This is a genomic window from Catenuloplanes niger (assembly GCF_031458255.1).
GTDB classification, from domain to species: Bacteria; Actinomycetota; Actinomycetes; order Mycobacteriales; family Micromonosporaceae; genus Catenuloplanes; species Catenuloplanes niger.
On sequence record NZ_JAVDYC010000001.1, the window covers coordinates 460,306 to 481,675 of the forward strand.

The 21,370-nt window shown below is 71.9% G+C and carries 17 protein-coding genes; 11 read left to right on the forward strand and 6 right to left on the reverse strand.

Features of this window, described 5'->3' with window-relative positions; genetic code table 11:
- The first annotated feature begins 1,738 nt into the window (after window positions 1-1,738).
- The 3 genes from mmsA (at window position 1,739) to J2S44_RS02010 (ending at window position 5,759) form a co-directional block, all read left to right on the forward strand.
- Window positions 1,739-3,286, forward strand: a complete 1,548-nt coding sequence (gene mmsA, locus J2S44_RS02000; RefSeq protein ID WP_310408447.1) for a multiple monosaccharide ABC transporter ATP-binding protein — start codon at window positions 1,739-1,741, stop codon at window positions 3,284-3,286.
- A complete protein-coding gene (gene mmsB, locus J2S44_RS02005) occupies window positions 3,283-4,575 on the forward strand; it encodes a multiple monosaccharide ABC transporter permease (RefSeq protein ID WP_310408450.1) in 1,293 nt (430 codons plus the stop codon). The genes mmsA and mmsB overlap by 4 nt, the downstream gene beginning before the upstream one ends.
- Before the next feature lie 74 nt (window positions 4,576-4,649).
- A complete protein-coding gene (locus tag J2S44_RS02010; protein WP_310408453.1) occupies window positions 4,650-5,759 on the forward strand; it encodes a substrate-binding domain-containing protein in 1,110 nt (369 codons plus the stop codon).
- A 63-nt stretch (window positions 5,760-5,822) separates the two neighbouring features.
- Here the strand turns inward: J2S44_RS02010 and J2S44_RS02015 are convergent, their stop codons facing one another.
- The 4 genes from J2S44_RS02015 to J2S44_RS02030 form a co-directional block, all read right to left on the reverse strand.
- On the reverse strand, window positions 5,823-6,818 hold the full coding sequence (locus J2S44_RS02015; protein WP_310408456.1) for an MsnO8 family LLM class oxidoreductase: 996 nt from the start codon (window positions 6,816-6,818) through the stop codon (window positions 5,823-5,825).
- Window positions 6,819-6,869: 51 nt separating this feature from the next.
- Window positions 6,870-8,081: an N-acetylmuramoyl-L-alanine amidase gene (locus J2S44_RS02020; protein ID WP_310408457.1), complete on the reverse strand. Its 1,212-nt coding sequence runs from the start codon at window positions 8,079-8,081 to the stop codon at window positions 6,870-6,872.
- A 124-nt stretch (window positions 8,082-8,205) separates the two neighbouring features.
- On the reverse strand, window positions 8,206-9,201 hold the full coding sequence (locus J2S44_RS02025) for a LacI family DNA-binding transcriptional regulator (protein WP_310408460.1): 996 nt from the start codon (window positions 9,199-9,201) through the stop codon (window positions 8,206-8,208).
- 416 nt (window positions 9,202-9,617) lie between these two features.
- On the reverse strand, window positions 9,618-10,520 hold the full coding sequence (locus tag J2S44_RS02030; RefSeq protein WP_310408462.1) for a LysR family transcriptional regulator: 903 nt from the start codon (window positions 10,518-10,520) through the stop codon (window positions 9,618-9,620).
- A 78-nt stretch (window positions 10,521-10,598) separates the two neighbouring features.
- Between J2S44_RS02030 and J2S44_RS02035 the strand changes: the two genes are divergently transcribed.
- Window positions 10,599-11,306 carry a type 1 glutamine amidotransferase domain-containing protein gene (locus tag J2S44_RS02035; RefSeq protein ID WP_310408464.1) on the forward strand — a complete coding sequence of 236 codons (708 nt, stop codon included), beginning with the start codon at window positions 10,599-10,601 and terminating at the stop codon, window positions 11,304-11,306.
- Window positions 11,307-11,720: 414 nt separating this feature from the next.
- Here the strand turns inward: J2S44_RS02035 and J2S44_RS02040 are convergent, their stop codons facing one another.
- Window positions 11,721-12,584: an aldo/keto reductase gene (locus tag J2S44_RS02040; RefSeq protein ID WP_310408466.1), complete on the reverse strand. Its 864-nt coding sequence runs from the start codon at window positions 12,582-12,584 to the stop codon at window positions 11,721-11,723.
- Window positions 12,585-12,702: 118 nt separating this feature from the next.
- On the opposite strand from J2S44_RS02040, the gene J2S44_RS02045 reads away from it, so the two are divergent.
- The gene (locus tag J2S44_RS02045) at window positions 12,703-13,932 is read left to right on the forward strand and encodes an MFS transporter (RefSeq protein WP_310408469.1); all 1,230 of its coding nucleotides are present in this window, start codon (window positions 12,703-12,705) and stop codon (window positions 13,930-13,932) included.
- Between the two features lie 43 nt (window positions 13,933-13,975).
- On the opposite strand, the gene J2S44_RS02050 is transcribed toward J2S44_RS02045, so the two are convergent.
- Window positions 13,976-14,659, reverse strand: coding sequence for a hypothetical protein (locus J2S44_RS02050; protein WP_310408471.1), 684 nt, complete (start codon window positions 14,657-14,659; stop codon window positions 13,976-13,978).
- A 122-nt stretch (window positions 14,660-14,781) separates the two neighbouring features.
- Between J2S44_RS02050 and J2S44_RS02055 the strand changes: the two genes are divergently transcribed.
- The 6 genes from J2S44_RS02055 to J2S44_RS02080 all read left to right on the forward strand — a co-directional run bounded on the left by J2S44_RS02055 (window position 14,782) and on the right by J2S44_RS02080 (window position 21,270).
- A complete protein-coding gene (locus tag J2S44_RS02055; RefSeq protein ID WP_310408474.1) occupies window positions 14,782-15,237 on the forward strand; it encodes a pyridoxamine 5'-phosphate oxidase family protein in 456 nt (151 codons plus the stop codon).
- Window positions 15,238-15,457: 220 nt separating this feature from the next.
- Window positions 15,458-15,682: a hypothetical protein gene (locus tag J2S44_RS02060; protein ID WP_310408477.1), complete on the forward strand. Its 225-nt coding sequence runs from the start codon at window positions 15,458-15,460 to the stop codon at window positions 15,680-15,682.
- 4 nt (window positions 15,683-15,686) lie between these two features.
- A complete protein-coding gene (locus J2S44_RS02065; protein WP_310408479.1) occupies window positions 15,687-16,694 on the forward strand; it encodes a hypothetical protein in 1,008 nt (335 codons plus the stop codon).
- A 103-nt stretch (window positions 16,695-16,797) separates the two neighbouring features.
- The gene (locus tag J2S44_RS02070) at window positions 16,798-19,005 is read left to right on the forward strand and encodes a putative bifunctional diguanylate cyclase/phosphodiesterase (RefSeq protein ID WP_310408481.1); all 2,208 of its coding nucleotides are present in this window, start codon (window positions 16,798-16,800) and stop codon (window positions 19,003-19,005) included.
- 234 nt (window positions 19,006-19,239) lie between these two features.
- Window positions 19,240-20,352 carry a hypothetical protein gene (locus J2S44_RS02075; RefSeq protein WP_310408482.1) on the forward strand — a complete coding sequence of 371 codons (1,113 nt, stop codon included), beginning with the start codon at window positions 19,240-19,242 and terminating at the stop codon, window positions 20,350-20,352.
- A gap of 462 nt (window positions 20,353-20,814) precedes the next feature.
- A complete protein-coding gene (locus J2S44_RS02080; RefSeq protein ID WP_310408484.1) occupies window positions 20,815-21,270 on the forward strand; it encodes a winged helix-turn-helix domain-containing protein in 456 nt (151 codons plus the stop codon).
- Window positions 21,271-21,370 lie beyond the last annotated feature (100 nt).

Genomic DNA, 21,370 nt, shown 5'->3' on the forward strand with positions numbered 1-21,370 from the left:
GCGTGACGGGTCGAGCCCAGACGGACCGCGGCGTCTCCACCACGGCCGGCGGGATATCGCTTTCGCCCCCGACCACATCGGCCGGAGCCGTCGCGGCGATACCAGGCGGGGCCGTCGGAGCGGGAGCGGCTGCAGAAGCTTCGGCAGCGACCGACGAGGCCGGTGCATCCGCCGACATCGGCGGCACGGTCGCGGGACCTGCCGGCACCATCACCGGGCCGCTGCGAGGGGCATCCCGTGCCACAACCGGCGGCGTGGTGGCGCCGGCCGGGACAGGCGCCTCGGTATTGCGGTCCCCGGGTGCGGAGACGGCCTCCGCTGACGGTTCGAACGGTGCGGGTGAGGGCCCAGGCGCGGTCATGGCGGCATTATTCAGTGATCTTGGATGTCGAGTACAGCGGCTTTCACCAAGACCACATCGGACCACACTCGCTCGCACACAACGCGCGGCCGGGTGGGGATGCCGACCATCGAGATGGGCCGCCACCTCGCCGCAATGCGTTGCGGTCCGTGGAGCTGACAGTGTCCTGTCCGGCGCCCACGGTGCGACCGACGCCGGCGGCTCTCGCTCAGCTGATCTCGGCGGACGGCCGAAGGCCGGCGCGGCAGCCCGAGTCCATCGGTCATCGAGATCTGCCCAAACCACCGCGAAAAAGCAGTCGGGCCGGTACGCCCCGAGCAGGAACTCGCCGAGCCGGAAAACGATCTGCGCGGGACAACGACCGGGACGGAACACCGGCCAGGGCGCAACAAGCCAAGAGGCGACAACCGACCAGCGCGCGCAACGATCGGCCAAGAGACAACAATCGGCCGGGCGCAGCAACCACTCGGGAGCGCAACAACCGGCCGAGGCGGCCAGCAACCGCCCGGGAGCGCAACAACCGGCCGCGGCCTAGCAACCGCCCGGGAGCGCAACAACCGGCCGGGGCCCAGCAACCGCCCGGGAACACAACAACCGGCCGAGGCGGCCAGTCCTCAGAAACTGGTGGCAACGAGGTAGCGGCACGCCCACCCGCGCCCGCGCCACACCGACCGACTTGCGGATCAAGCGCCTATGGGCTGCCCGTGTCGCGGTGGTGCTGCTGACTTTGCCGCAGGGGGAGACGCTGCAAATCGAACCGGGAACCCGCGGTACCGGCCCGCGGCGAGCTGTCGATGCCGGCCCGGTGGCGCAGTAGCGGCGGCAGGTGGACCGCATCCACCCGCGGGAGGGATCTGGGCGAGGTCCGTATCCGCCACCTACGAGAGCGAGCTGGGCGGGCGTCCGCATCCCCGCTTACGGGAGCGAGCTGGGCGGGCGTCCGCATCCCCGCTTACGGGAGCGAGCTGGGCGGGCGTCCGCATCCCCCGCCTGCGGGAGCGAGGGTGGTGGGGTTTGGGTGGCCGAGGCAACAAACGTGGGGTGGTTTGCGGCGGATCCGGGCGGGGAAAGGGGGCGTGATTCCGGGCTCGGACTCCCGGATCGTGGGGCGCGCAGAGGATGTTGATCACGTTATGAGCTCGACTTGATCACTTTGCGTGAGTTCACCTGCGCGGTTTCGTACCGTTATATCTTGATTTTTGGGGTTTTAGCGGGTGGAGCGAAGGGCTATAGCACACGCCGACTACCGAATTGTTACAAGCGGCGATCGTGCGGGATCTTGCGAAACGTGTTCGCCGTGAAATAAGTTCCTCCCCGCAACAAATGCACATCAGCTGATGAAGACCTCCCGGAGGCAACCATGACGGTCGTGAGGCCATGAGCAGTGCCCCGGTCCTGCTTGAGATGCGCGGCATCACCAAGGAGTTCCCTGGTGTGAAAGCGCTCTCCGACGTCTCGCTGCGCGTGCGGGCGGGCGAGATCCATGCCATCTGCGGTGAGAACGGCGCCGGCAAGTCGACGCTGATGAAGGTGCTCAGCGGCGTCTACCCGTACGGTACGTACGACGGGCAGATCATCTACCAGGGCTCCGAGGTCCGGTTCGGTGACATCCGGGCCAGCGAGAACGCCGGCATCGTGATCATCCACCAGGAGCTGGCGCTGATCCCGCTCATGTCGATCACGGAGAACCTGTTCCTCGGCAACGAGCCGCGCAAGAACGGCGCCATCGACTGGACCGCGGCGCAGCTCAAGGCCAAGGAGCTGCTGGCCCGGGTCGGGCTGAACGAGGACCCGGACACGCTGGTCAAGGACATCGGCGTGGGCAAGCAGCAGCTCATCGAGATCGCCAAGGCGTTCGCCAAGAACGTGAAGCTGCTGATCCTGGACGAACCGACCGCGGCGCTGAACGAGAACGACTCGCAGCACCTGCTGGACCTGCTGCGCGGCTTCCGGGAGCGCGGCATCACCTCGATCATCATCTCGCACAAGCTGAACGAGATCGAGGCGATCGCGGACTCCATCACGATCATCCGGGACGGTCAGACCGTCGAGACGCTGGACGTGAAGGCGGACGGCGTCGACGAGGACCGGATCGTGCGCGGCATGGTCGGCCGCGAGCTGACCAACCGCTACCCGGACCACACGCCGAAGATCGGCGAGGTCTTCTTCGAGGTCCGCGACTGGACCGTGCGGCACCCGATCTCCTCGGACCGGCTGGTCGCCAAGGGCTCCAGCTTCACGGTGCGGCGCGGCGAGATCGTCGGGTTCGCCGGGCTGATGGGCGCCGGGCGCACCGAGCTGGCGATGAGCATCTTCGGCCGGTCGTACGGGGTGTACGAGGGCGGCGAGATCTGGAAGGACGGGAAGCGGATCGAGATCAAGACGGTCTCGGACGCGATCCACCACGGTCTGGCCTACGTCAGCGAGGACCGCAAGGCCGTCGGGCTCAACCTGCTCGACGACATCAAGACCTCGACGGTCGCGGCGAAGCTGTCCAAGATTCGCAAGTTCCTGAAGCTGGACGAGGTCGCGGAGTACAAGGCGGCCGAGGGCTACCGGAAGAGCCTGCGGATCAAGACACCGACCGTGGACGAGGGCGTCAACAAGCTCTCCGGCGGCAACCAGCAGAAGGTCGTCCTGGCGAAGTGGATGTTCACCGACCCGGACCTGCTGATCCTGGACGAGCCCACGCGCGGCATCGACGTGGGCGCGAAGTACGAGATCTACGGCATCATCCAGCAGCTCGCGGACCAGGGTAAGGGCGTCATCGTCATCTCCTCGGAACTGCCCGAGCTGCTCGGTCTCTGCGACCGCATCTACACCGTCTTCGAGGGCGCGATCACCGGCGTCATCGACAAGGCCGACGCGACCCAGGAAAACCTCATGAAGCAAATGACCTCCAACAAGAAGATGCAGACGCGATGAGCCGAATCAAGGACCTTCAAAAGAACCTCTTCGGGGGTACGACCAGCAACTCGCGCCAGTTCGGCATGATCTTCGCCCTGGTCGCGATCGTGCTGTTCTTCCAGATCTGGACGAACGGCCTGACGCTCAGCTCCGGCAACATGATCGCGCTCGTCAGCCAGTACTCGTACATCCTGATCCTGGCCATCGGCATGCTGATGGTGATCGTGGCCGGCCACATCGACCTCTCGGTCGGCTCGGTCGCCGCGTTCGTCGGCATCGTGGTCGCGAAGCTGATGGCGGACCAGGAGATCCACTGGTTCCTGGCCCTGCTGATCGGTCTCGGCGTCGGTGCGCTGATCGGTGCCTGGCAGGGCTTCTGGGTCGCCTACGTCGGCGTGCCCGCGTTCATCGTCACGCTGGCCGGCATGCTGATCTTCCGCGGCGCCAACCAGTACGTCGGAGAGTCGCAGACCGTCTCGGTGCCGGAGGGCTTCCAGACCATCGGCGGCGGCTACCTGCCCGAGGTCGGGCCGGCCACCAACTACAACAACCTGACGCTGCTGCTCGGCGCCGCGCTCTGCGCCGCCGTGATCTACCGCGAGTGGCAGCTGCGCCGCACCCGCCACGAGATGCAGGCCGACGTCGGCCCGATCTGGGTCTCCTTCGTGCGCGTCGCGGTGCTGGTGGCCGTCATCATCTTCGCCACGCTGCGGTTCGCGGGCGGCCGGGTCGGCACCAGCTTCCCGGTCTCCGGCATCATCCTCGGCGTGCTGATCCTGGTGTACTCGTTCTACACCCGGAACACCGCGGCCGGCCGGCACATCTACGCGGTCGGCGGCAACTCCCGCGCCGCGGAGCTGTCCGGCGTGAAGCTCCAGCGCGTCAACTTCTTCGTCATGATGAACATGGGCGTGCTGGCCGCGCTGGCCGGCATGATCTTCGTGGCCCGTTCCCGCGCCTCCGGCCCGCAGGACGGCCTCAGCTGGGAGCTCGACGCGATCGCCGCCGTGTTCATCGGTGGTGCCGCGGTCTCCGGTGGTCTCGGCACGGTCTCCGGCTCGATCGTCGGTGGTCTGGTGATGGCCGTCCTCAACAACGGCCTGATCCTCAAGGGCATCGGCGCGGACAGCGTTCAGATGATCAAGGGTCTGGTGCTGCTGCTCGCGGTCGCGCTGGACGTCTACAACAAGCGACAGGGCCGGTTCTCCATCATCGGCTCGATCACCAAGGGGTTCCGCGGAGGCGGTTCCTCGACGCCGTCGGACACCACGCCGGCGCAGAAGGTCAAGACCTCGGTGGCCGGCTGACGCCGACCGCCCGTACGCGGGGCGGGCAGCTCCGTCCGCCCCGTACCAACCATTGCAGAAGGGCACCTTCCACCATGCGTAAGTACCTCGCCAGAAGCGTCGCGATCAGCGCGGCCGCTGTGCTGGCCCTGTCCGCCTGTGCCTCCGAGCGTGAGGGCGGCGAGACGCCGGCCGGCGGCGCCAGCGGCGGCACCGGCGGCTTCGCGGCCAACTCGCTGATCGGCGTGGCGCTGCCGGCGAAGACCTCGGAGAACTGGGTTCTCGCCGGCGACCTGTTCACCAACGGCCTGAAGGAGGCCGGCTTCGAGGCGAACGTGCAGTACGCCGGCGCGTCCACCACCGTGGCCGACCAGCAGAACCAGATCTCGTCCATGATCACCACGGGCGCGAAGGTCATCATCATCGGCGCCACCGACGCCGCGCAGCTGTCCGCGCAGGTCGACCAGGCGCACGACGCGGGCATCAAGGTCATCGCGTACGACCGCCTGATCAAGGGCACCGCGAACGTCGACTACTACGTCGCGTTCGACAACTTCAAGGTCGGTGAGCTCCAGGGCCAGGCGCTGCTGGAGGGCATGAAGAAGAAGAAGCCGAACGGCCCGTACACCATCGAGCTGTTCTCCGGCTCCCCGGACGACAACAACGCCGGCGTGTTCTTCGACGGCGCGATGAGCGTGCTCCAGCCGGAGATCGACAAGGGCACCGTGGTCGTCGGCTCCGGCCAGACCCAGGTCACCCAGACCGCGACCGAGGGCTGGAAGGCCGAGAACGCGCAGCGCCGCATGGACGCGCTGCTCACCTCGACCTACGGCAGCAAGACGCTGGACGGCGTGCTCTCCCCGAACGACACCCTCGCGCGGGCGATCATCACGTCCGTCAAGGGCGCGGGCAAGCCGATCCCGGTCGTGACCGGCCAGGACTCCGAGGTCGAGTCGGTCAAGTCCATCATGGCGGGCGAGCAGTACTCCACCATCAACAAGGACACCCGTAACCTGGTCAAGGCCTCGATCGACATGGTCAAGGCGCTCCAGTCCGGTGCGGCCCCGCAGGTCAACGACACCACCTCGTACAACAACGGTGCCAAGGTCGTCCCGGCCTACCTGCTCCCGCCGATCATCGTCACCAAGGACAACGCGGCCGAGGCGTACGCCAACGACCCGACGCTGTCCGCGCTGACCAAGTAAGTCCGCTCTCCCCCGACGGGCCCCTGGGATCCTCGATCCCAGGGGCTCTTCGCTGCCCGCGGGTCAGCGAGCGGCCTTCGCGGCCAGCTCGTAGCAGCGGGCGCGCTTCTCCGCGTCGTAGACCAGGACGCCCAGCATCAGCTCGTCCGCGCCGGTCTGCGCGACGAGCTCGGCGAATCGCTCCCGCACGGACTCGACCGTGCCGCGGGCCTGTGCCGCGCCGCTGGCCCGCACCGCGTCCCGGACCTCCGCCGGGACCGCCCGGGTGGCCGCGACCTCCGGCGGCAGCAGCGCGGTCTCGCCGAGCCCCTGGAACATCCGGGCGCGCATCAGGTCGATCGGGTGCGCGAGGAACGCGGCCTCCTCCTCGGTCTCGGCCACGATCGTCTCGACCGCCACCATCACGTACGGCCGGTCGGCCCAGCGGGACGGCGTGAACAGCTCCCGGTAGCGCCGCGCGGCCGCCACCGTGTTCTCCGGGCGGATCTGGTGCGCGAGCGCGATCGGGACGCCCAGCCGCGCGGCCAGCTCCGCACCGGCGGTGCTGGACGACAGCAGGAACGGCGCGACACCGTTCTCGTCCGGCGACCAGCCACCGATCAGCCGCACGCCGCCGTCACCGGCCAGGTAGCGCAGCAGCGCGGTCACGTCCTCCTGGTACTCCGCGTCCGTGGTCGGCTCCGCGCCGCGCCGCAGGGCCCGCACGATCGTCCGGTCGAACGTCCCCGGTCCGCGGCCCACGCCCATGTCGATCCGGCCCGGGTACAGCGTGGCCAGCGTCGCGAACTGTTCCGCCAGCGCCAGCGGCGCGTGGTTCGGTGCCAGGACACCGCCGGAGCCGAGCCGGATCCGGCTGGTCCGTGCCGCGAAGTGGGCGATCAGGACGGCCGGGACCACGCTGGCCGCGAACGGCGAACCGTGGTGCTCGGCGAACCAGACGCGCCGGTAACCGAGTTCCTCGACGCGCTGCACCGCGTACGCCGCGGTCTCCAGCGCGTGGGCGCCGGACCGCCCCTCTTCGGCGGTCGCGAGTTCCAGAGCGGACAGTGCTATAGCCATGGATGGAGCGTAGGCCGCACCGGATTTCGTCTCGAACCCGGCATTTTCCGGCTACTTCAGTGCCTTTCGGACCAGCTCCGCGGCCTGCCGGCGGACCTCCGGGATCTGCCGGTAGAGCGCGTTGCCCGGGCACTCGGTCAGCACGCCGTCGCGGTGGGCCGAGACCCGGTGGAAGATGACCTGGTTGCCGACCCGGTAGCGGTTGTCGGCGCGGGACTCCAGCAGCACCTGCGCGCCGGTGTCGGCCGCCTCCGCGCCGAGCTTCCAGGCCGCCAGGTGGGCCAGTGAGCGCAGCGCGGCGGCGGACGCGGCCCTCGTGGAGTACGTGCCGAGGACCACCACGCCGAACGAGTCGGTGTTGAAGCCGTACGTGTGCGCGCCCAGCACGCTCAGCTCGGCACCGCCGCGCCGTCCCTCGAAGACGGTGCCGCACTTGTCGACCACGAAGTTGTAGCCGATGTCGCCCCACTTGCGGCTCTTCACGTGATAGGCGTGGATGGCCCGGACCAGCGCGGGCGACTGCGCGCACGTGTAGTCGTTCGTCCCGGCCGTGTGGTGCACGAACATCACCTGCGGCGGCCCGGTGTAGAGGATCGCGCCCCGGTTGATCCTCTCGTCGGCCTTCCAGGCGGCCCGGTCGACCATCGCGGGCGCCCCGACCAGTGGCACCGGCACCGTGGCGACCGCCGCCGCGGCCCGCGGTGCACCCGCCGGACGCTGCGGTGCGGCTGCGGGCGGCGTGGGTCCGGGCGGCGTGGGTCCGGGCGGCGTGGCCATCCTCGGACCGGCACCGTCGCTCGCCGGCCCGGATCCGGTGGCCGGGCCGGGGTTCACCAGCTCCAGGCGCAGGCCCGCCGGGAGCGGTGCGCGGCCCAGCGCGCGGATGCGCAGCTCGACGCCGTCCGCCTCGCCGACCCACAGCGGGTCGGTGCCGCCGCGTACCCCCTCGGCCTCGGGTTGGTCCGCGTCCGCGCCGAAGTGCTGGTCCACGTCGAGCGCCCGCCAGCCGCTCCACGTGCTCCGGGTGCGGGTGCGCACCTCGGCGGTGCCGGCGATCGACTGCGCCGGGTCCGGCCAGGTCACCCCGACCAGGCTGAACGGCCGCACGGTACGCGGCGGCAGCGTCACCGTCCCGCCGTCGCGCGCGACGGCCAGCTCCAGTTGCTGCACCGCCGGATCGGTCGGCCCGGCCGCCACCCCGACGCCGCCGGCGCCGAGCGCCACCGCGGTCAGGGCGGGCAGCATCCATCCACGAACCGGCACCTTCGACACCCCCGTGATCGACCGTTCCTCCCCGCGAGGCTAACCCCCACAAGGTCCGCAGATCGGCCGAAAATGGTTAACGGCAGCTGACATCCGGTCGCGGTGGTACGCGGCGGCGATCCCGCTACGCGCTGCCGCGGATCACGAGTTCCACCGGGAGTACGGCGCGGCCGGCGGGCTCGCCGGCGAGGAGCCGGGCGGCCTCGGCGACGGCGATGGCGCCCATCCGGCGCTTGTCCAGCGCGACGCTGCTCAGCGGGGGGTCGATCAGTTCGCCGAGCGGGAGGCCGTCGAAGCCGATCACGGCGCAGTCGTCCGGGATCCGGACGTCGAGGCGGCGGGCGGCGCGGTAGACGCCGAGCGCCAGCATGTCGTTGAAGGTGAACACCGCGGTGACGTCCGGGCGGGTCGTACGCAGGTGGGTGAACGCGGCCGCGCCGCCCTCGACGGTGAGCTCGGCCTCGGCGATCAGGTCGTCGGTGACGGTCAGGTCGTGGGCGGCCATCGCGGCGACGAACGCCGGGCGGCGGTCCGGCTGGCCGTCGTCGCCACAGTCGATCATGCCGATCGCGCGGTGGCCGCGGGCGACCAGGTACGCGACGGCGGCGCGCACGCCGGCGTCCGTGTCGACCTCCACCGCGCCGAACGCGGGCTCCCCCACCGCACGGCCCATCACCACCAGCGGCAGGCCGCCGGCCGCGGCGGCGAGCGTGTCGTCGGGTGCGCTGAGGTAGCCGATCACCACGTCGGCCTGGGCGGCCAGCGTGCGGATCACGTCGGGCTCGCGGCCGGAGTGGTTCTGCGTGCTGCTGATCAGCACCTGCCAGCCGCGTTCCTCCGCGGCCTCGATCACGCCGGCGATCAACTCCGGGAAGAACGGGTTCTCCACGTCCGAGACGACCAGGCCGAGCGTGGTGGCGCCCGGGCTGACCAGGCCGCGGGCGAACCGGGACGGCCGGTAGTTGAGCTGGCGGGCCGCCTCCAGCACACGGCGCCGGGTCTCCGGGTCGATCTCGCCCTTGTCGTTGATCGCTCGGGACACGGTCTGGTGGGAGACGCCGGCCCGTTTGGCCACGTCCTTCAGGGTGACGCGCCGGGGCGGCCGCTGTTGTTCGCTCACGATCGTCGCATCGTATCCGCCCGGTCGCGCCCGCTCACTGGACCATCGCGCCGCGTCCCGTTAACGTTAACGTGATCGCTCACGGGAACGTTAACGGAGGAGTTCGTGATGGATCTTGCTGCCCTGATACTGAGCGTGGAAGCGACAAAGCGGGCCTCGCGGTCGGCGCTGCCGACCGCACCACGACGCCCGGACGACCACAGGCGCCGCTGGTGGTGGCCGTTCCGGAAGGGCTAGGCGGCCGGGCACGCCGGCAGGTCCCACCGGCCCGCGCGGCCCATCTGCCAGATCTCGCAGCCGGCCTGCGGTGCGGCACGCCGGCAGATTTCGCAGCCGGCCCATGGTGCGGCACGCCGGCAGATCGCGCCGGCTCGCGGCGAGGCGCGGGACTGCTTCCTGCGGGGATGCCGGAGGCGCTAGAGCGAACCCCACTGTGCCGCGTGCTCGAGGAGGTGGGCGTGCACGCGTTCGGCCGACGGGGTGGTGGAGCCGAGTTTCGTGACCAGGTAGATCGTGTTCAGCGGCTCGATCATGGATCGGTGCAGCTGGATCACCGAGCCGGACGCCATCGCCGGCTCGGCCAGGTAGCGGGGCAGGACGGACGCGCCCACCCCCGCGACCACGGCCGCGAGCACGGCGCGCAGATCCGGCACGGTGAGCGCGACCGGGTTCGGCGGCCGGCGGCCGAACTCGGAGCGCCAGTAGCGCCGGATGATCGGCAGTTCCTCCGCGTACGCCACCAGCGGCAGGTGCGCGAACGCGGTCACCGGGTCGATGGTGATCAGCGCCGCCTCCACGGTCCGGGCCAGCGCGGGCGTCGCGACCAGCACGAACTGCTCGTCGATCAGCGGCGTGGCGCGCAGCGAGCGGGCGGTCGGGCGGACCGCGGAGACCACCAGGTCGTACGCGTCCCGCACCAGCGCGGTGAGCAGGTCCTCGGCCAGGCCGAACGAGGCCCGCACCGTGAGCCCGGCCGCGATCAGCGGGCCGAGCGCGGGCAGCACCCGCAGGCTCAGCAGTTCGGCCGGGCCGGCCAGGCGCACCGTGCCGAGTGGTTCCGGTGCCGCCGGGCCGCCGGCCTGCACCGCGCCGCGCAACGCGTCCAGGTGTGGTGCGACGCGGCGGGCCAGGTCGTCCGCGCGGGCGGTCGGGGTCACGCCGCGCGGCGTACGGTCGAAGAGCGGCTCGCCGACCCGCGCCTCCAGCCGGGCCAGCCGCCCGGACACGGCGGGCTGGCTCACGCCGCCGGCGGTCGCGGCGGCGGAGAGCGATCCGGTGCGGTACACGTCCAGGAACGTGCCGAGCAGGTCAAGGTCCACGGTATAAGGAATCTTATAAGTGCCGTCGCGACGAGCGATAGGTTTGCTTTGAACGTCCCCGTTGAATGGAGATCAGTCATGCCCTCGGTGCTCATGGTCGTCACGGCCGCCGACACGCTCACGCTCGCGGACGGCAGCGCCCACCGGACCGGCTTCTGGGCCGAGGAGGTCGCCGCGTCCCACCGCATCCTCCGCGAGGGCGGCGTCGACATGCGCATCGCCACCCCCGGCGGCCGTCCCGCCCCGGTCGACCCGGTCAGCCTCGACTCCCGCGGCGGCGTCGGCGAGGCCGAGGCCGCGGAGTTCCGCGCCTACCTGGACACGATCGCGGACGAGCTGAGCGCGCCGCTGCCGCTGGCCGACGCGTCGGCCGGCGACTACGACGCGATCTTCCTGCCCGGCGGCCACGGCCCGATGACCGACCTCGCCACCGACCCGGACCTGGCCCGCCTGCTGGCCGAGGCGGACGCGCGCAGCCTGACGATCGCCGCGCTCTGCCACGGCCCGGCCGGGCTGGTCTCCGCCACCGCGCCGGACGGCACCTTCCTCTTCGCCGGCCGCCGTCTCACCGTCTTCACCGACGAGGAGGAGCGCCAGGGCGGCACCGGCGACGGCACCCCGTGGTGGGTCGAGTCCCGCCTGCGTGACCTCGGCGCGGTCATCGCCGCCGGGCCGGCGTGGTCCAGCACCGTCGTCACGGACGGCAACCTGATCACCGGCCAGAACCCGCAGTCCAGCGCGGACACCGCCCGCGCGGTCCTGGCCACCCTCACCAAGGGCGAATAACACCGACGCGAGCCCAAGGACGGAAAACGCCGGCACGGGACCGAGGCGCTCAACGCCGGCGCGAGACCGAGAACGCTCAACGCCGGCGCGGAACCAAAGGCGCTCAACGCCCGCTCGGGATTAAAGGCGCTCAACGCCGGCGCGAGAACCAAGCGCAGATACGCCGGCGCGGGACCGCTCCCGGCGTGGCGGGCTCCCCCGCCGTGGCACCGGCCGGGTGCCGGCGGGCGATCACCACGGGCCGTGCCGGCGTGGCGGCCGGGAGCGCGGGGTTCTTTTCGGGACCGCCCGCGGATCGTGCAGGGAGGAGCGCCAGCGACGACCGGTGCCCGCGGGAGCATGCGGAAGGCGACCACGCCGGAAGCGGGAAGAGGGATCTCCGGATCTTGATCTTCCCGCTCCGGCGACGGGCCGTCAGGCCTTGGAGAGCGCCTCGAAGTCCTCGTCGGAGAGGGTGATCTGGGCGGCGGCCACGTTCTGCTCGAGGTGGCCGACGGAGGACGTGCCCGGGATCGGCAGCATCACCGGGGAGCGGCGCAGCAGCCAGGCCAGCGCGAGCTGGGACGGGGTGACGCCGAGGCGCCGGGACGGCTCGTCGAGCGGGCCGCCGGGCTGGGCGAGGCGGCCGGTGGCCAGCGGGTGCCACGGGATGAACGCGATGTCGTTGGCCTCGGCGTACTCGAGGACGTCCTCGGACGCGCGGTCGGCCACGTTGTAGCGGTTCTGCACGGCGACGATCGACGTGATCGCGCGGGCCGCCTCGAGCTGGGCGACGGACACCTCGGACAGACCGATGTGCTGGACCTTGCCCTCCTTGCGGAGCGCGTCCAGCTCGCCGATCTGGTCCTCGAGCGGCACCGCCGGGTCGACGCGGTGCAGCTGCAGCAGCGGGATGCGCTCCAGGCCGAGGTGGCGCAGGTTCAGTTCGGTCTGCTGGCGCAGGTACTCCGGGCGGCCGAGCGGCGTCCAGATGTTCGGCCCCTGGCGGGTGTGGCCGACCTTGGTCGCGATGACCAGGTCCTTCCGGTACGGGTGCAGCGCCTTCTTGAGCAGCAGGTCCGCGGTGTACGGCCCGTAGGCGTCGGCGGTGTCGATGAGCGTGATGCCCAGGTCGGCGGTGCGGCGCAGCACGCGCAGCGCCTCCTCCGGGTCGGCCGGGTCACCCCAGACGCCGGGGCCGGTCAGCTGCATCGTTCCGTAGCCGAGCCGGACGACCGGCAGGTCGCCGCCGATCGCGTAGGTGCCGGACGGCTTCGCGGAGAGCAGGGTCTCGGACATGCGACCTCTTTCGTTAGTCGGTGTTCAGGTCAACCATCGGTTCCCCGGCACGCCTTCCCCCTGGCGGGTGTGCGAAAACTCATCCCATGTTTCCGGCGTGTGTGGGTAGCGTGTCCGGGTGCTCGGACCCTATAGAGACCTCCTGCGCGACCCGCGCGTCCTGACCCCGTTCGTCCTCGCCACGGTGGCGCGGCTCCCGTTCGCGATGGTGCCGCTCGGGATCGTGGTGCTGATCGAGGAGATCCGCGGGCAGTACGCCAGCGCCGGCCTGGTCACCGGCGCGTTCGCGCTGGCCACCGCCGCGGGCACGCCGGTGTGGGCGATGCTGCTGGACCGCGCCGGCCAGCCGCGCGTGGTCGCCCCGACCGCGCTGGCCTCGTCCGCGTTCCTGGTGCTGCTCACGCTGCTGGCCGTCAACGGCGCGCCGGACGCGGTGCTGGTCGTGATGGCCGCGCTGGTCGGCCTCACGTTCCCGCCGATGAACCCGGCGATGCGGGTGGCCTGGTCGGCCGTGGTCCCGGACCGGGCGCGGCGCGAGTCGGCCTGGGCGATGGACGCCGCGGCGGTCGAGACGATCTTCGTGGCCGGCCCGCTCGCGCTGACCGCGTTGCTGACCGGGCCGCCCGCGCTTCCGCTGCTGGTCACGGCCGGCCTGATGTCGCTCGGCGCGATCGGCTACGCGCGCACCTACGCGGCGCGGACGTGGCGGGCCGCGCCGGTGGGCACGGCCACGCGCGGCCGGTCGCCGCTGCGCTCCCCCGGCGTGGTGCTGGCCGTGGTGACCGGCGCCGGGGTGTCGATCGGGTTCGGGCACTTCGACGTGGGCCTGACCGCGACCGCGGAACGGATCTTCGAGTCGACCGGCATGCTCGGCGTGCTGTTCGCGTTCGTCGCCGGTGGCAGCGCGGCCGGCGGCCTGGTCTACGGCGCGCGGACCTGGGCCGGTGAGGCGCGCCGCCGGCTGCCGCTGACCATCGCGGCGTACGGTGCCGGCACCGGCCTGATCGCGCTGCTGATCGCGGCGACCGGGCAGCCGCCGCTGCTGGTGCTGCTGCCGCTGCTCACGCTGACCGGCCTGACCATCGCGCCGAGCCTGATCATCCAGCAGGCGCTGGTCGACTCGAACACGCCGGAGGACCGCCGCAGCGAGGCGCAGGGCTGGCTGTCCACCGGCATCACGGCCGGCAACGCTGTCGGCATGGCGATCGCCGGGCCGCTGATCGACGGCAGCGGCCCGGCGGCCGCGTTCGCCGGCGGGTCGGTGGCGCTGCTGCTGGCCGCGCTGATCGCGGTGGCCGGGCAGCGCTGGTGGCGACGGGCGCCCGCGATGGTGCCGCACGCGGGCTGAGGGGCCGTCCCGCGCCGGGCTCGGCGCGGGACGGCCCGCGGGGTCAGCTGACCTCTTCGACCTTGACGGTGGGACCGTCCGGCTGGATCGTCACGGTGTCGTAGCCCGCGTCGGTCCGCTCCCGGTAGACGACCTCGACCTCGGTGACCACCTGGATGACCGGCCCGGACGGCGGCGTGACCGTCAGGTCGAGCAGCAGGTCACGCGGGTTGATGCCCTGCGGGTCGGTTTTGGTGAGCGCGACCTTGTAGCCGGGCGTCGGCATCTGCAGCCGCCCGGTGACGGTCAGCGTGAACGGCCCGGGCGGCTGACGGTTGACGTACGCCGTCCACTCACCCTCGGCCGGACCGGTGCCTGCGACCACGTCGATCCGCTCCCGTTTCGTGGCGCCGACCACCTCGACGCCCTTCGTCCCGAGCGTACCGGTCACGTTGAGCGACACCTCGTACGGCGCCTCGACCGGCAGGCCGGTCCCGGAGAGCGTGCCGACGACCTCGACACCCCAGTACTCCGGCCGGCGCACGTAGACCAGCGGTACCAGGTCGACCCTCATGTTCGACCACGGCTTGACGCCGTTGACCCGCAGGACGAACTGCGGCGGGTCGGTCTTGAGCATGATGACGGACGCGCCGTCGAAGTCGATCAGCCGGCTGGTGCTCGGCGCCGGCGCGTCGTGGAACTCACGCAGCTGGGCCTCGTCCGGCCCCTCGTAGGTCTCGGTGGTCATGAATGCTCCTTCCTTTCCTGGAGGAGCCGCGCGATCACGCCGCCGATACTGTCGGGTTCCGTCGGGCGCGGTCCCGGGCCGGGGTACCGCACGCCGTCGTCCCGCGTGACAGCATGGGCCGCATGACGGCGTGGCGGGACGTGGAGCGGGCGGAACCGGAGTTCGCGGCGCGGGTGCGGGCGCTGTTCGACGCGCACAAGCACAAGACGATCGCCACGCTCCGGGCCGACGGGGCACCGCGGATCTCCGGCATCGAGGCCGTGTTCGCGGACGGGGAGCTCACGTTCGGGTCGATGGCGGGCGCCCGCAAGGGAGCGGATCTGCACCGCGACCCGCGTTTCGCGCTGCACAGCGCCACGGTCGATCCGGTCGAGGGCGCGGAGGCGACGTGGCCGGGCGAAGCCAAGATCTCCGGCCGGGCCGTGGCCGTGGGGCCACCCACCGAGGGGCCGGGGGGTGAGGCGTTCCGCGCGGAGATCGAGTCCGTCACGCACACGCATCTCGACGAGAAGGCGACGATGCTGGTCGTCGAGTGGTGGACCGAGGCCGGGGGCCTTCGGCGCGCCGAACGCGAATAGAATTCCATTCCGCTGCAATTCCCATAACCGGGATAATTGCGCGAGGAATGAACGTGAATCACCCCGGACGGCGGATATCTGTCACGTTCGAGTAGCGATGAACATAGATATCATCAGTCGGCGGGGTTGGCCACCCCGCGACCCGTGGCCCACGGCGCCGTGCGGTCACCCCCACGCCGTACGCGGAAATATCCGCTCTTGACGGGTTTTGGTGATTGTCATGAATCGCGCAACCACCGGCCGCCCGCTCCGGCGGCTCACCGCCCCGCCGACCACGAAGATCACCTGGTCGGGACCGGCCGGCTCGCCCGCGCGGGTGATCTTCGCGGTGTCTGCGCCGAATGTCCGTAGGCGCACGCCGGCAGCCTATAGCGTGCTGGCGATGACATTGATCCGCGCCATCCGGCACGGCGTATCGCCCGGCCGCTTCCATATAGGACAGTGACGACATGGGTCGATCGCCGCTCACCGCCCTGATACCGCTGCTCGTCCTGACCACCTCCGCCTGCGGGGTGCTGGACCGGGACCCGGCCACCGCGCTGCCCGCCGGCACCGTGCGGGTGCTCCACTCCGCCTCGCTCGCCCACCTCCCCGCCGGCCGGGAAGCCGGCGCGGCCGGCCTGGTCGGCGGCCACGCGCTGCTGCACGTCCAGGAGACCGGCGTCGTGACGCACCTGGACGAGCCCACCGCACGCCGCTGGGGCCTGCCCGAACCGGTCCGCGCGGACGACGGCGACGAACTGGTCTGGGCGTCGCTCTCGCTCGGCGGCCGCTCCTGGCGCAACAGCGACCGGGACGTGGAGTGGGCCCGGGTCGCGGTGCTCGCCGGCGGCGTGCGCACCACGATCACCGTGCCGCTGACCGCCTCCGCCGACCCCGCCGCCTACGCGGACGCGGTCCTGGTCAGCGTGCCGGCCGGCGCACCGGTGCTGCTCCAGCTGACCGACGACGGCGTCACCCAGAGCATCGACGTCCGCTCCGGCCGCCGGGTCGACGACGCCCGCGGGCTCTACCCCCGCCCGGTGCAGGAGGACGGCTTCCGCTACGCCGGCAACGGCACGATCGACGGCACCCCGGTCCGCTTCCAGGCCTTCGCGGACGGCTTCGCGCTGGAACCGTGGGCGCCCGGCCTCGGCTGGGCCCGCGACGGCCACGCCTGGCTCGCCGTCACCCGCTTCCGGATGTCCGGCGGCACCCCCGCCGCGGAGCTCACGCTCGACCCCGCGCTGGCCGTCTCGATCCTCACCCCGGACGGCACCACGCTCCCGGCCGACACCGACCGCATCCCGGTCTCGCCCGGCAGCGGCATCACCCCGCACGGCCTCTACGTCGAGGTCCCGGCCACCTTCCGGTACGGCGTGCTGCGGCTCGCGCCCGCGGCCCTCAAACACGGCCTGACGCCGGTCACCTGGCAGCGGCCACCCGCACCGGCGGACTTCCCGATCGGCCTGACCTGACCCGGACCGCACCGCTACGGCTAAAGCGGGCGATACGGCCGCCGATGGGTGATGTGTGGGGGCTGCCCGGGTCGAGGGGCGGGGCGCACGTGACTGGGGGTCGGTGGTCACGAACGCCTCGATCGTGCTGCTGGGGGCCTACCTGGTCTGGTATGCGGCCGGCTGGGGGGACGCGTGGACCCGGACCGTGGTCACCGACGTCGTCTACGTGCCGCTGTCGCTGAGCTTCACGGCGCTGGCGGTCCGGGCCGCGTGCTACCGGCGGCTGGACGCCGCGGTACGGCGCGCCTGGTGGGTCATCTCCGCCGGGTTCGGCTGCCAGCTGGTCGCGCACACGCTGTGGCTGATCGACGAGGTGGTGCTGCACCGGCACGTCTACCCGTCCTGGGCCGACTACTGGTTCCTCGCGTTCGTGCCCGTGATGTTCGCCGGGTTGCTGCTGCTGCCGGGCGCGAACCGGCGGTACCGCGACCGGATCCGGCTGGCGCTGGACGTGCTCACGGTCGGCGCGAGCGCGTTCATGGTCTTCTGGTACCTGGTGCTCGGCCCGATCTTCGCGACCCAGCGGTCGGACCTGATCACCAAGCTGCTCACGGTGGCGTTGCCGGTCGGCGACCTGGTGCTGGTGCTGGCGGTGAGCACGGTGGTGCTGCGCCGCACCACTCGCGCGGTGCAGGGACCGGCCTCGGTGCTGGCGGCCGCGATCTGCGCGTTCGTCGTCGCGGACGTCAGCTACATCTACATCCAGCTGCGCGGCGGTTTCACCGGCGGCGCGTGGCCGGACCTGTTCTGGCTGGCCGGGTGCCTGCTGCTGGTGCTGGCCGCGGACCGGCAGTACCGCTGGGCGGAGCACCGGGAGGTCCGCGTCGAACGCCGGGTGGCCGGTGCGGCCTGGCTGCCGTACGGCGCGATCGTCATCGCCTACGGGCTGCTCGGCGTGGTCGCGGGCGCGGAGGGCGCGTACCCGTTCGGCGGCATGGTGGTCGGCTCGATCGCGCTGACCGCGCTGGTGCTGCTGCGGCAGGTCTACGCGCTCAAGGCGAACGAGGAACTGGCCGTCACCGATCCGCTCACCGGGCTGGCCAACCGCGCGCTGGTCAACGAGCGGCTCGCCACGGTCACGTCGCAGCCGATCCGCGCGCACAAGCGCACCGCCGTGCTGCTCATCGACCTCGACCGCTTCAAGCCGGTCAACGACGCGTACGGGCACGAGGCCGGCGACGCGATCCTGGTCGCGGTCGGCAGCGCGCTGCTGTCCAGCGTGCGCCGCAAGGACACGGTCGGCCGGCTCGGCGGCGACGAGTTCGCGGTCATCCTCGAGGACCTGCCCGACCAGGAGGCGGCCGAGGCCACCGCGCAACGCATCCTGGACGCGCTCCGGCTGCCGGTCGTCTTCGGCGACCACCTGCTCAGCGTGGAGGCCAGCGTCGGCCTCGCGTTCCGGAACACCACGAAGGTGGACGGCGACGGACTGCTGCACCAGGCGGACGTGGCCATGTACAGCGCGAAGCGCGCCGGGCGCGGCCGGTACGCGGTCTACGCGCCGGAACTGGACGGCAGCGCGCGCGACGCCGGCCTGCGCCGCGCGATCGAGACCGGCCGGATGGTGCTGCACTACCAGCCGGAGTTCACGCTCACGGACGGGCGGATGACCGCGATCGAGGCGCTGGTCCGCTGGGACCACCCCACGCACGGGCTGCTGATGCCGGAGGACTTCATCGACCTCGCGGACGAGACCGGCGCGATCGCCCAGCTCGGCGAGTGGGTGCTGCGGACCGCGTGCCAGGAGGCGCTGCACTTCCCGTGCCGGGTCGCGGTCAACGTCTCCGCCCGCCAGCTCGCCCAGCCCGACCTGGTCGCGTCCGTCGCCCGGGTGCTCAACCAGACCGGCCTGCCCGGCTCCCGCCTCACGCTCGAACTCGCCGAGGCCGCGCTGCTCCCCGCCGACCAGCACCTGCGCACCCGGCTGGACGGCCTGCGGGCACTCGGCATCACGCTCGCGGTCGACGACTTCGGCGTCGGGCACGCCGCGCTCAACGTGCTGCGCCACATGCCGGTCAGCACGGTCAAGCTGCACGGCTCGCTCACCGCCGGCGTACACACCGATCCGGCCGCGCACGACCTGACCGCCGCGCTCGTCGCCGCCGGCCACGCGATCGGCCTGACCGTGGTCGCGGAGGCCGCCGAGCACGAGGAGCAGGTGGCCACGCTGCGCGCGATGGGCTGCGACCGGGCGCAGGGCTTCGCGCTGTGCCCACCGCTCGCGCACGACGAGCTCAAGGAAAGACTGGCGGCGACCGCGAAGACCTGAAAGCTTTCCTTGACCCCATGACCCATGACCCATGACCCGGTCAGCGTCACATCACCGTCCGCCGCTCCCGCCGGAGACCGGTCGGCCGCGGGCGGCCTCCCTGCCAGTCCCGGCGGGCCAGGGCGAAGAACCACCGGGCTGACGCGAGCGCGGGCTGACGCGAGCGTGGGTTCGGCCGGTTCACGTGACCGGCAGGGCAGGCGGGCGGCGCGTCCGGCGGCTACGCTGCCCGATATGCCGCTGCCCGCCGATCTGCAGGCCCGCCTGAGCGATCCGGTTTTCTGGCGTGCCTACTTCTTCGACGCCGACGCCCTTGAGGATGACGACGATCCAGGGGACGACGATCCAGGGGACGACGGCGAGGCCGTGCTGACGGCCGAGGACGGCGACGACGTGATGGGCGTCGAGTTCCCGGTCGGCGGTGGCTTCGCGCTGGTGCTGGACATCGACGTCGAGCTGCGCATGGTCACCCTGGAGATGCGGTCGCCGGCGCAGGCCGACACGCTGCAGCTCGGTTGGGACGACGACGCACACTGGCATCCGCACGCGCTCCGCTGGGACGAGCTGGACCTGATCGCCCGCGCCGCCGCCGTGCACGACCACACGGTGCGGCACCCCGGCCCGGTCGTCGCGCTCGCGTCCCGCTTCGTGGTGCTCGACCACCGCGACGACCTCGGCCGGATCACGCCGCTGGTCGACGCCGCCTTCGGCCCTCCCCCGCCCGGCGCGCAGCGGTGGCCGGGCGCCCGCGACTGGCTGCACCGCGTGGACGGCCGCCGGGACGGCGTCACCTGGCAGCGGGACGACGCCGGTGACTGGATGGTCACCCAGGACGGCGACGGCACCGACTTCACGCTCTACAGCGCGCGGCAGCCCGGTGGCGCCTTCCCGTCCGCCGAGTGGCGCGCGCTGCTCACCGCCGCCGAGTCCACGCTGCGCGACGGCACCCCGCCCGCACCGCGGACGCCCGTCGAGGAGGCCTGGACCGAGGAGACCCGCACCGGCGCGCCGCGCGGCTCACTGATCGCCGCCCGCTTCGGCCCCAGCCCGCTCCACGGCTCGCGCCGGTTCCTGCTCGGCGTGCGGCTGCCCGTCGAGGGCCGCCGTCGCTCCTGGTCCGTCGCGCTCCGCGAGGACCTCGACCGCACGCTCCGCGACGCCGGCCGCGGCTGGGCCGAACCCGCCGGCTCCACCACGACCCCCGGCCGCGGCACGACCGAGGAAACGCTCGAGATCGGCGTCCTCGACGACCTGGACGCCGGCGTCGCCCTGATCCGCGAGGTCCTGCACCGCCACGACGCCGACCCGACCACCCGGATCACCCGGGCCTACAAGCCACTGGACTGACCGATCACCACGCGCCGGTCACCCGCGCCACCGGCACGCTGTCCCGCCACGCAACCCGTCCCGACAGGACACGACACGGACCTGCACGACACGGCCCCGGCACGACCGCGGCGCGGCACGACCGCGGCGCGGCACGAACCAGCGCGGCAAGCAGCAACCGGCGCGGCCGAACGCCACAACAACACGAGGGACTGTGCCGGCAAGACTGAGACCGGCGCGGCCGAACGCCACACGACGCACTGAGCCGGCAAGACTGAGAGCGGCGCGGCCGAACGCCACACGACGCGCTGAGCCGGCAGGACTGAGTGCGGCGCGGCGGCGCGGCGATGATCAGTGCGGAGCGGGGCGACGCCCGCGATCGGCGCGGCGCGTGGCAAGGGCGGCATCGTGTGCGCTGGGTGGCCGGTGTGGGGCGGACGACCCCGGCTCGACCTTTCTGAAAATCGTTGTCATTATGGTGGGATGAAGACGATGGACGTGGCGGTCGAGCCGGGTGCGGCCGGGGCGTCGGAGCTGGTGGTGTCGGTGCGGGTGCGGCTGGGCGACGCGGGGCTGACGCCGGAGGCGGAGCGGGTGATCCGGCTGTTGCAGAGTATTGCGGCGCATGACGTACCCGCCGGTGGTGACGGGGTTCTGGTTCTTGATCCGATGGCACGGCTGGCGATGCGGGACGGGCGGGAGCTGCCGTTGACCCGGCTGGAATTCGAGTTGCTGCACTTCCTCGCCCGCCATCCGAAGCGGGCGTTCAGCCGGCGTGAGTTGCTGGAGAACCTCTGGCCGGGCGAGCAGATCGGCGGCCGGACCGTGGACGTGCACGTGCGCCGGCTCCGGCTGAAGGCCGGCAACGCGCCGCTGGTCTCGACGCTGCGCGGCTTCGGGTACCGCCTGCATCCGGCCGCGAAGGTCGCGCTCGCGTAAGGCCACCGACCGGCGCGCTCATCCGAGACCACCGACGGACGCTCGCCGAAGGTCACCAGCGGCCGGCGATCGTGCGGGCGCACGGGCGCGGCACCACGCC

Excerpts from the sequence above, each read along its gene's own strand:
- mmsA (WP_310408447.1), top strand. The coding sequence starts at position 1,739 with ATGAGCAGTGCCCCGGTCCTGCTTGAGATGCGCGGCATCACCAAGGAG.
- mmsB (WP_310408450.1), top strand. The coding sequence starts at position 3,283 with ATGAGCCGAATCAAGGACCTTCAAAAGAACCTCTTCGGGGGTACGACC.
- J2S44_RS02010 (WP_310408453.1), top strand. The coding sequence starts at position 4,650 with ATGCGTAAGTACCTCGCCAGAAGCGTCGCGATCAGCGCGGCCGCTGTG.
- J2S44_RS02015 (WP_310408456.1), bottom strand. The coding sequence starts at position 6,818 with ATGGCTATAGCACTGTCCGCTCTGGAACTCGCGACCGCCGAAGAGGGG.
- J2S44_RS02035 (WP_310408464.1), top strand. The coding sequence starts at position 10,599 with ATGCCCTCGGTGCTCATGGTCGTCACGGCCGCCGACACGCTCACGCTC.
- J2S44_RS02040 (WP_310408466.1), bottom strand. The coding sequence starts at position 12,584 with ATGTCCGAGACCCTGCTCTCCGCGAAGCCGTCCGGCACCTACGCGATC.
- J2S44_RS02050 (WP_310408471.1), bottom strand. The coding sequence starts at position 14,659 with ATGACCACCGAGACCTACGAGGGGCCGGACGAGGCCCAGCTGCGTGAG.
- J2S44_RS02055 (WP_310408474.1), top strand. The coding sequence starts at position 14,782 with ATGACGGCGTGGCGGGACGTGGAGCGGGCGGAACCGGAGTTCGCGGCG.
- J2S44_RS02060 (WP_310408477.1), top strand. The coding sequence starts at position 15,458 with ATGAATCGCGCAACCACCGGCCGCCCGCTCCGGCGGCTCACCGCCCCG.
- J2S44_RS02065 (WP_310408479.1), top strand. The coding sequence starts at position 15,687 with ATGGGTCGATCGCCGCTCACCGCCCTGATACCGCTGCTCGTCCTGACC.
- J2S44_RS02075 (WP_310408482.1), top strand. The coding sequence starts at position 19,240 with ATGCCGCTGCCCGCCGATCTGCAGGCCCGCCTGAGCGATCCGGTTTTC.
- J2S44_RS02080 (WP_310408484.1), top strand. The coding sequence starts at position 20,815 with ATGAAGACGATGGACGTGGCGGTCGAGCCGGGTGCGGCCGGGGCGTCG.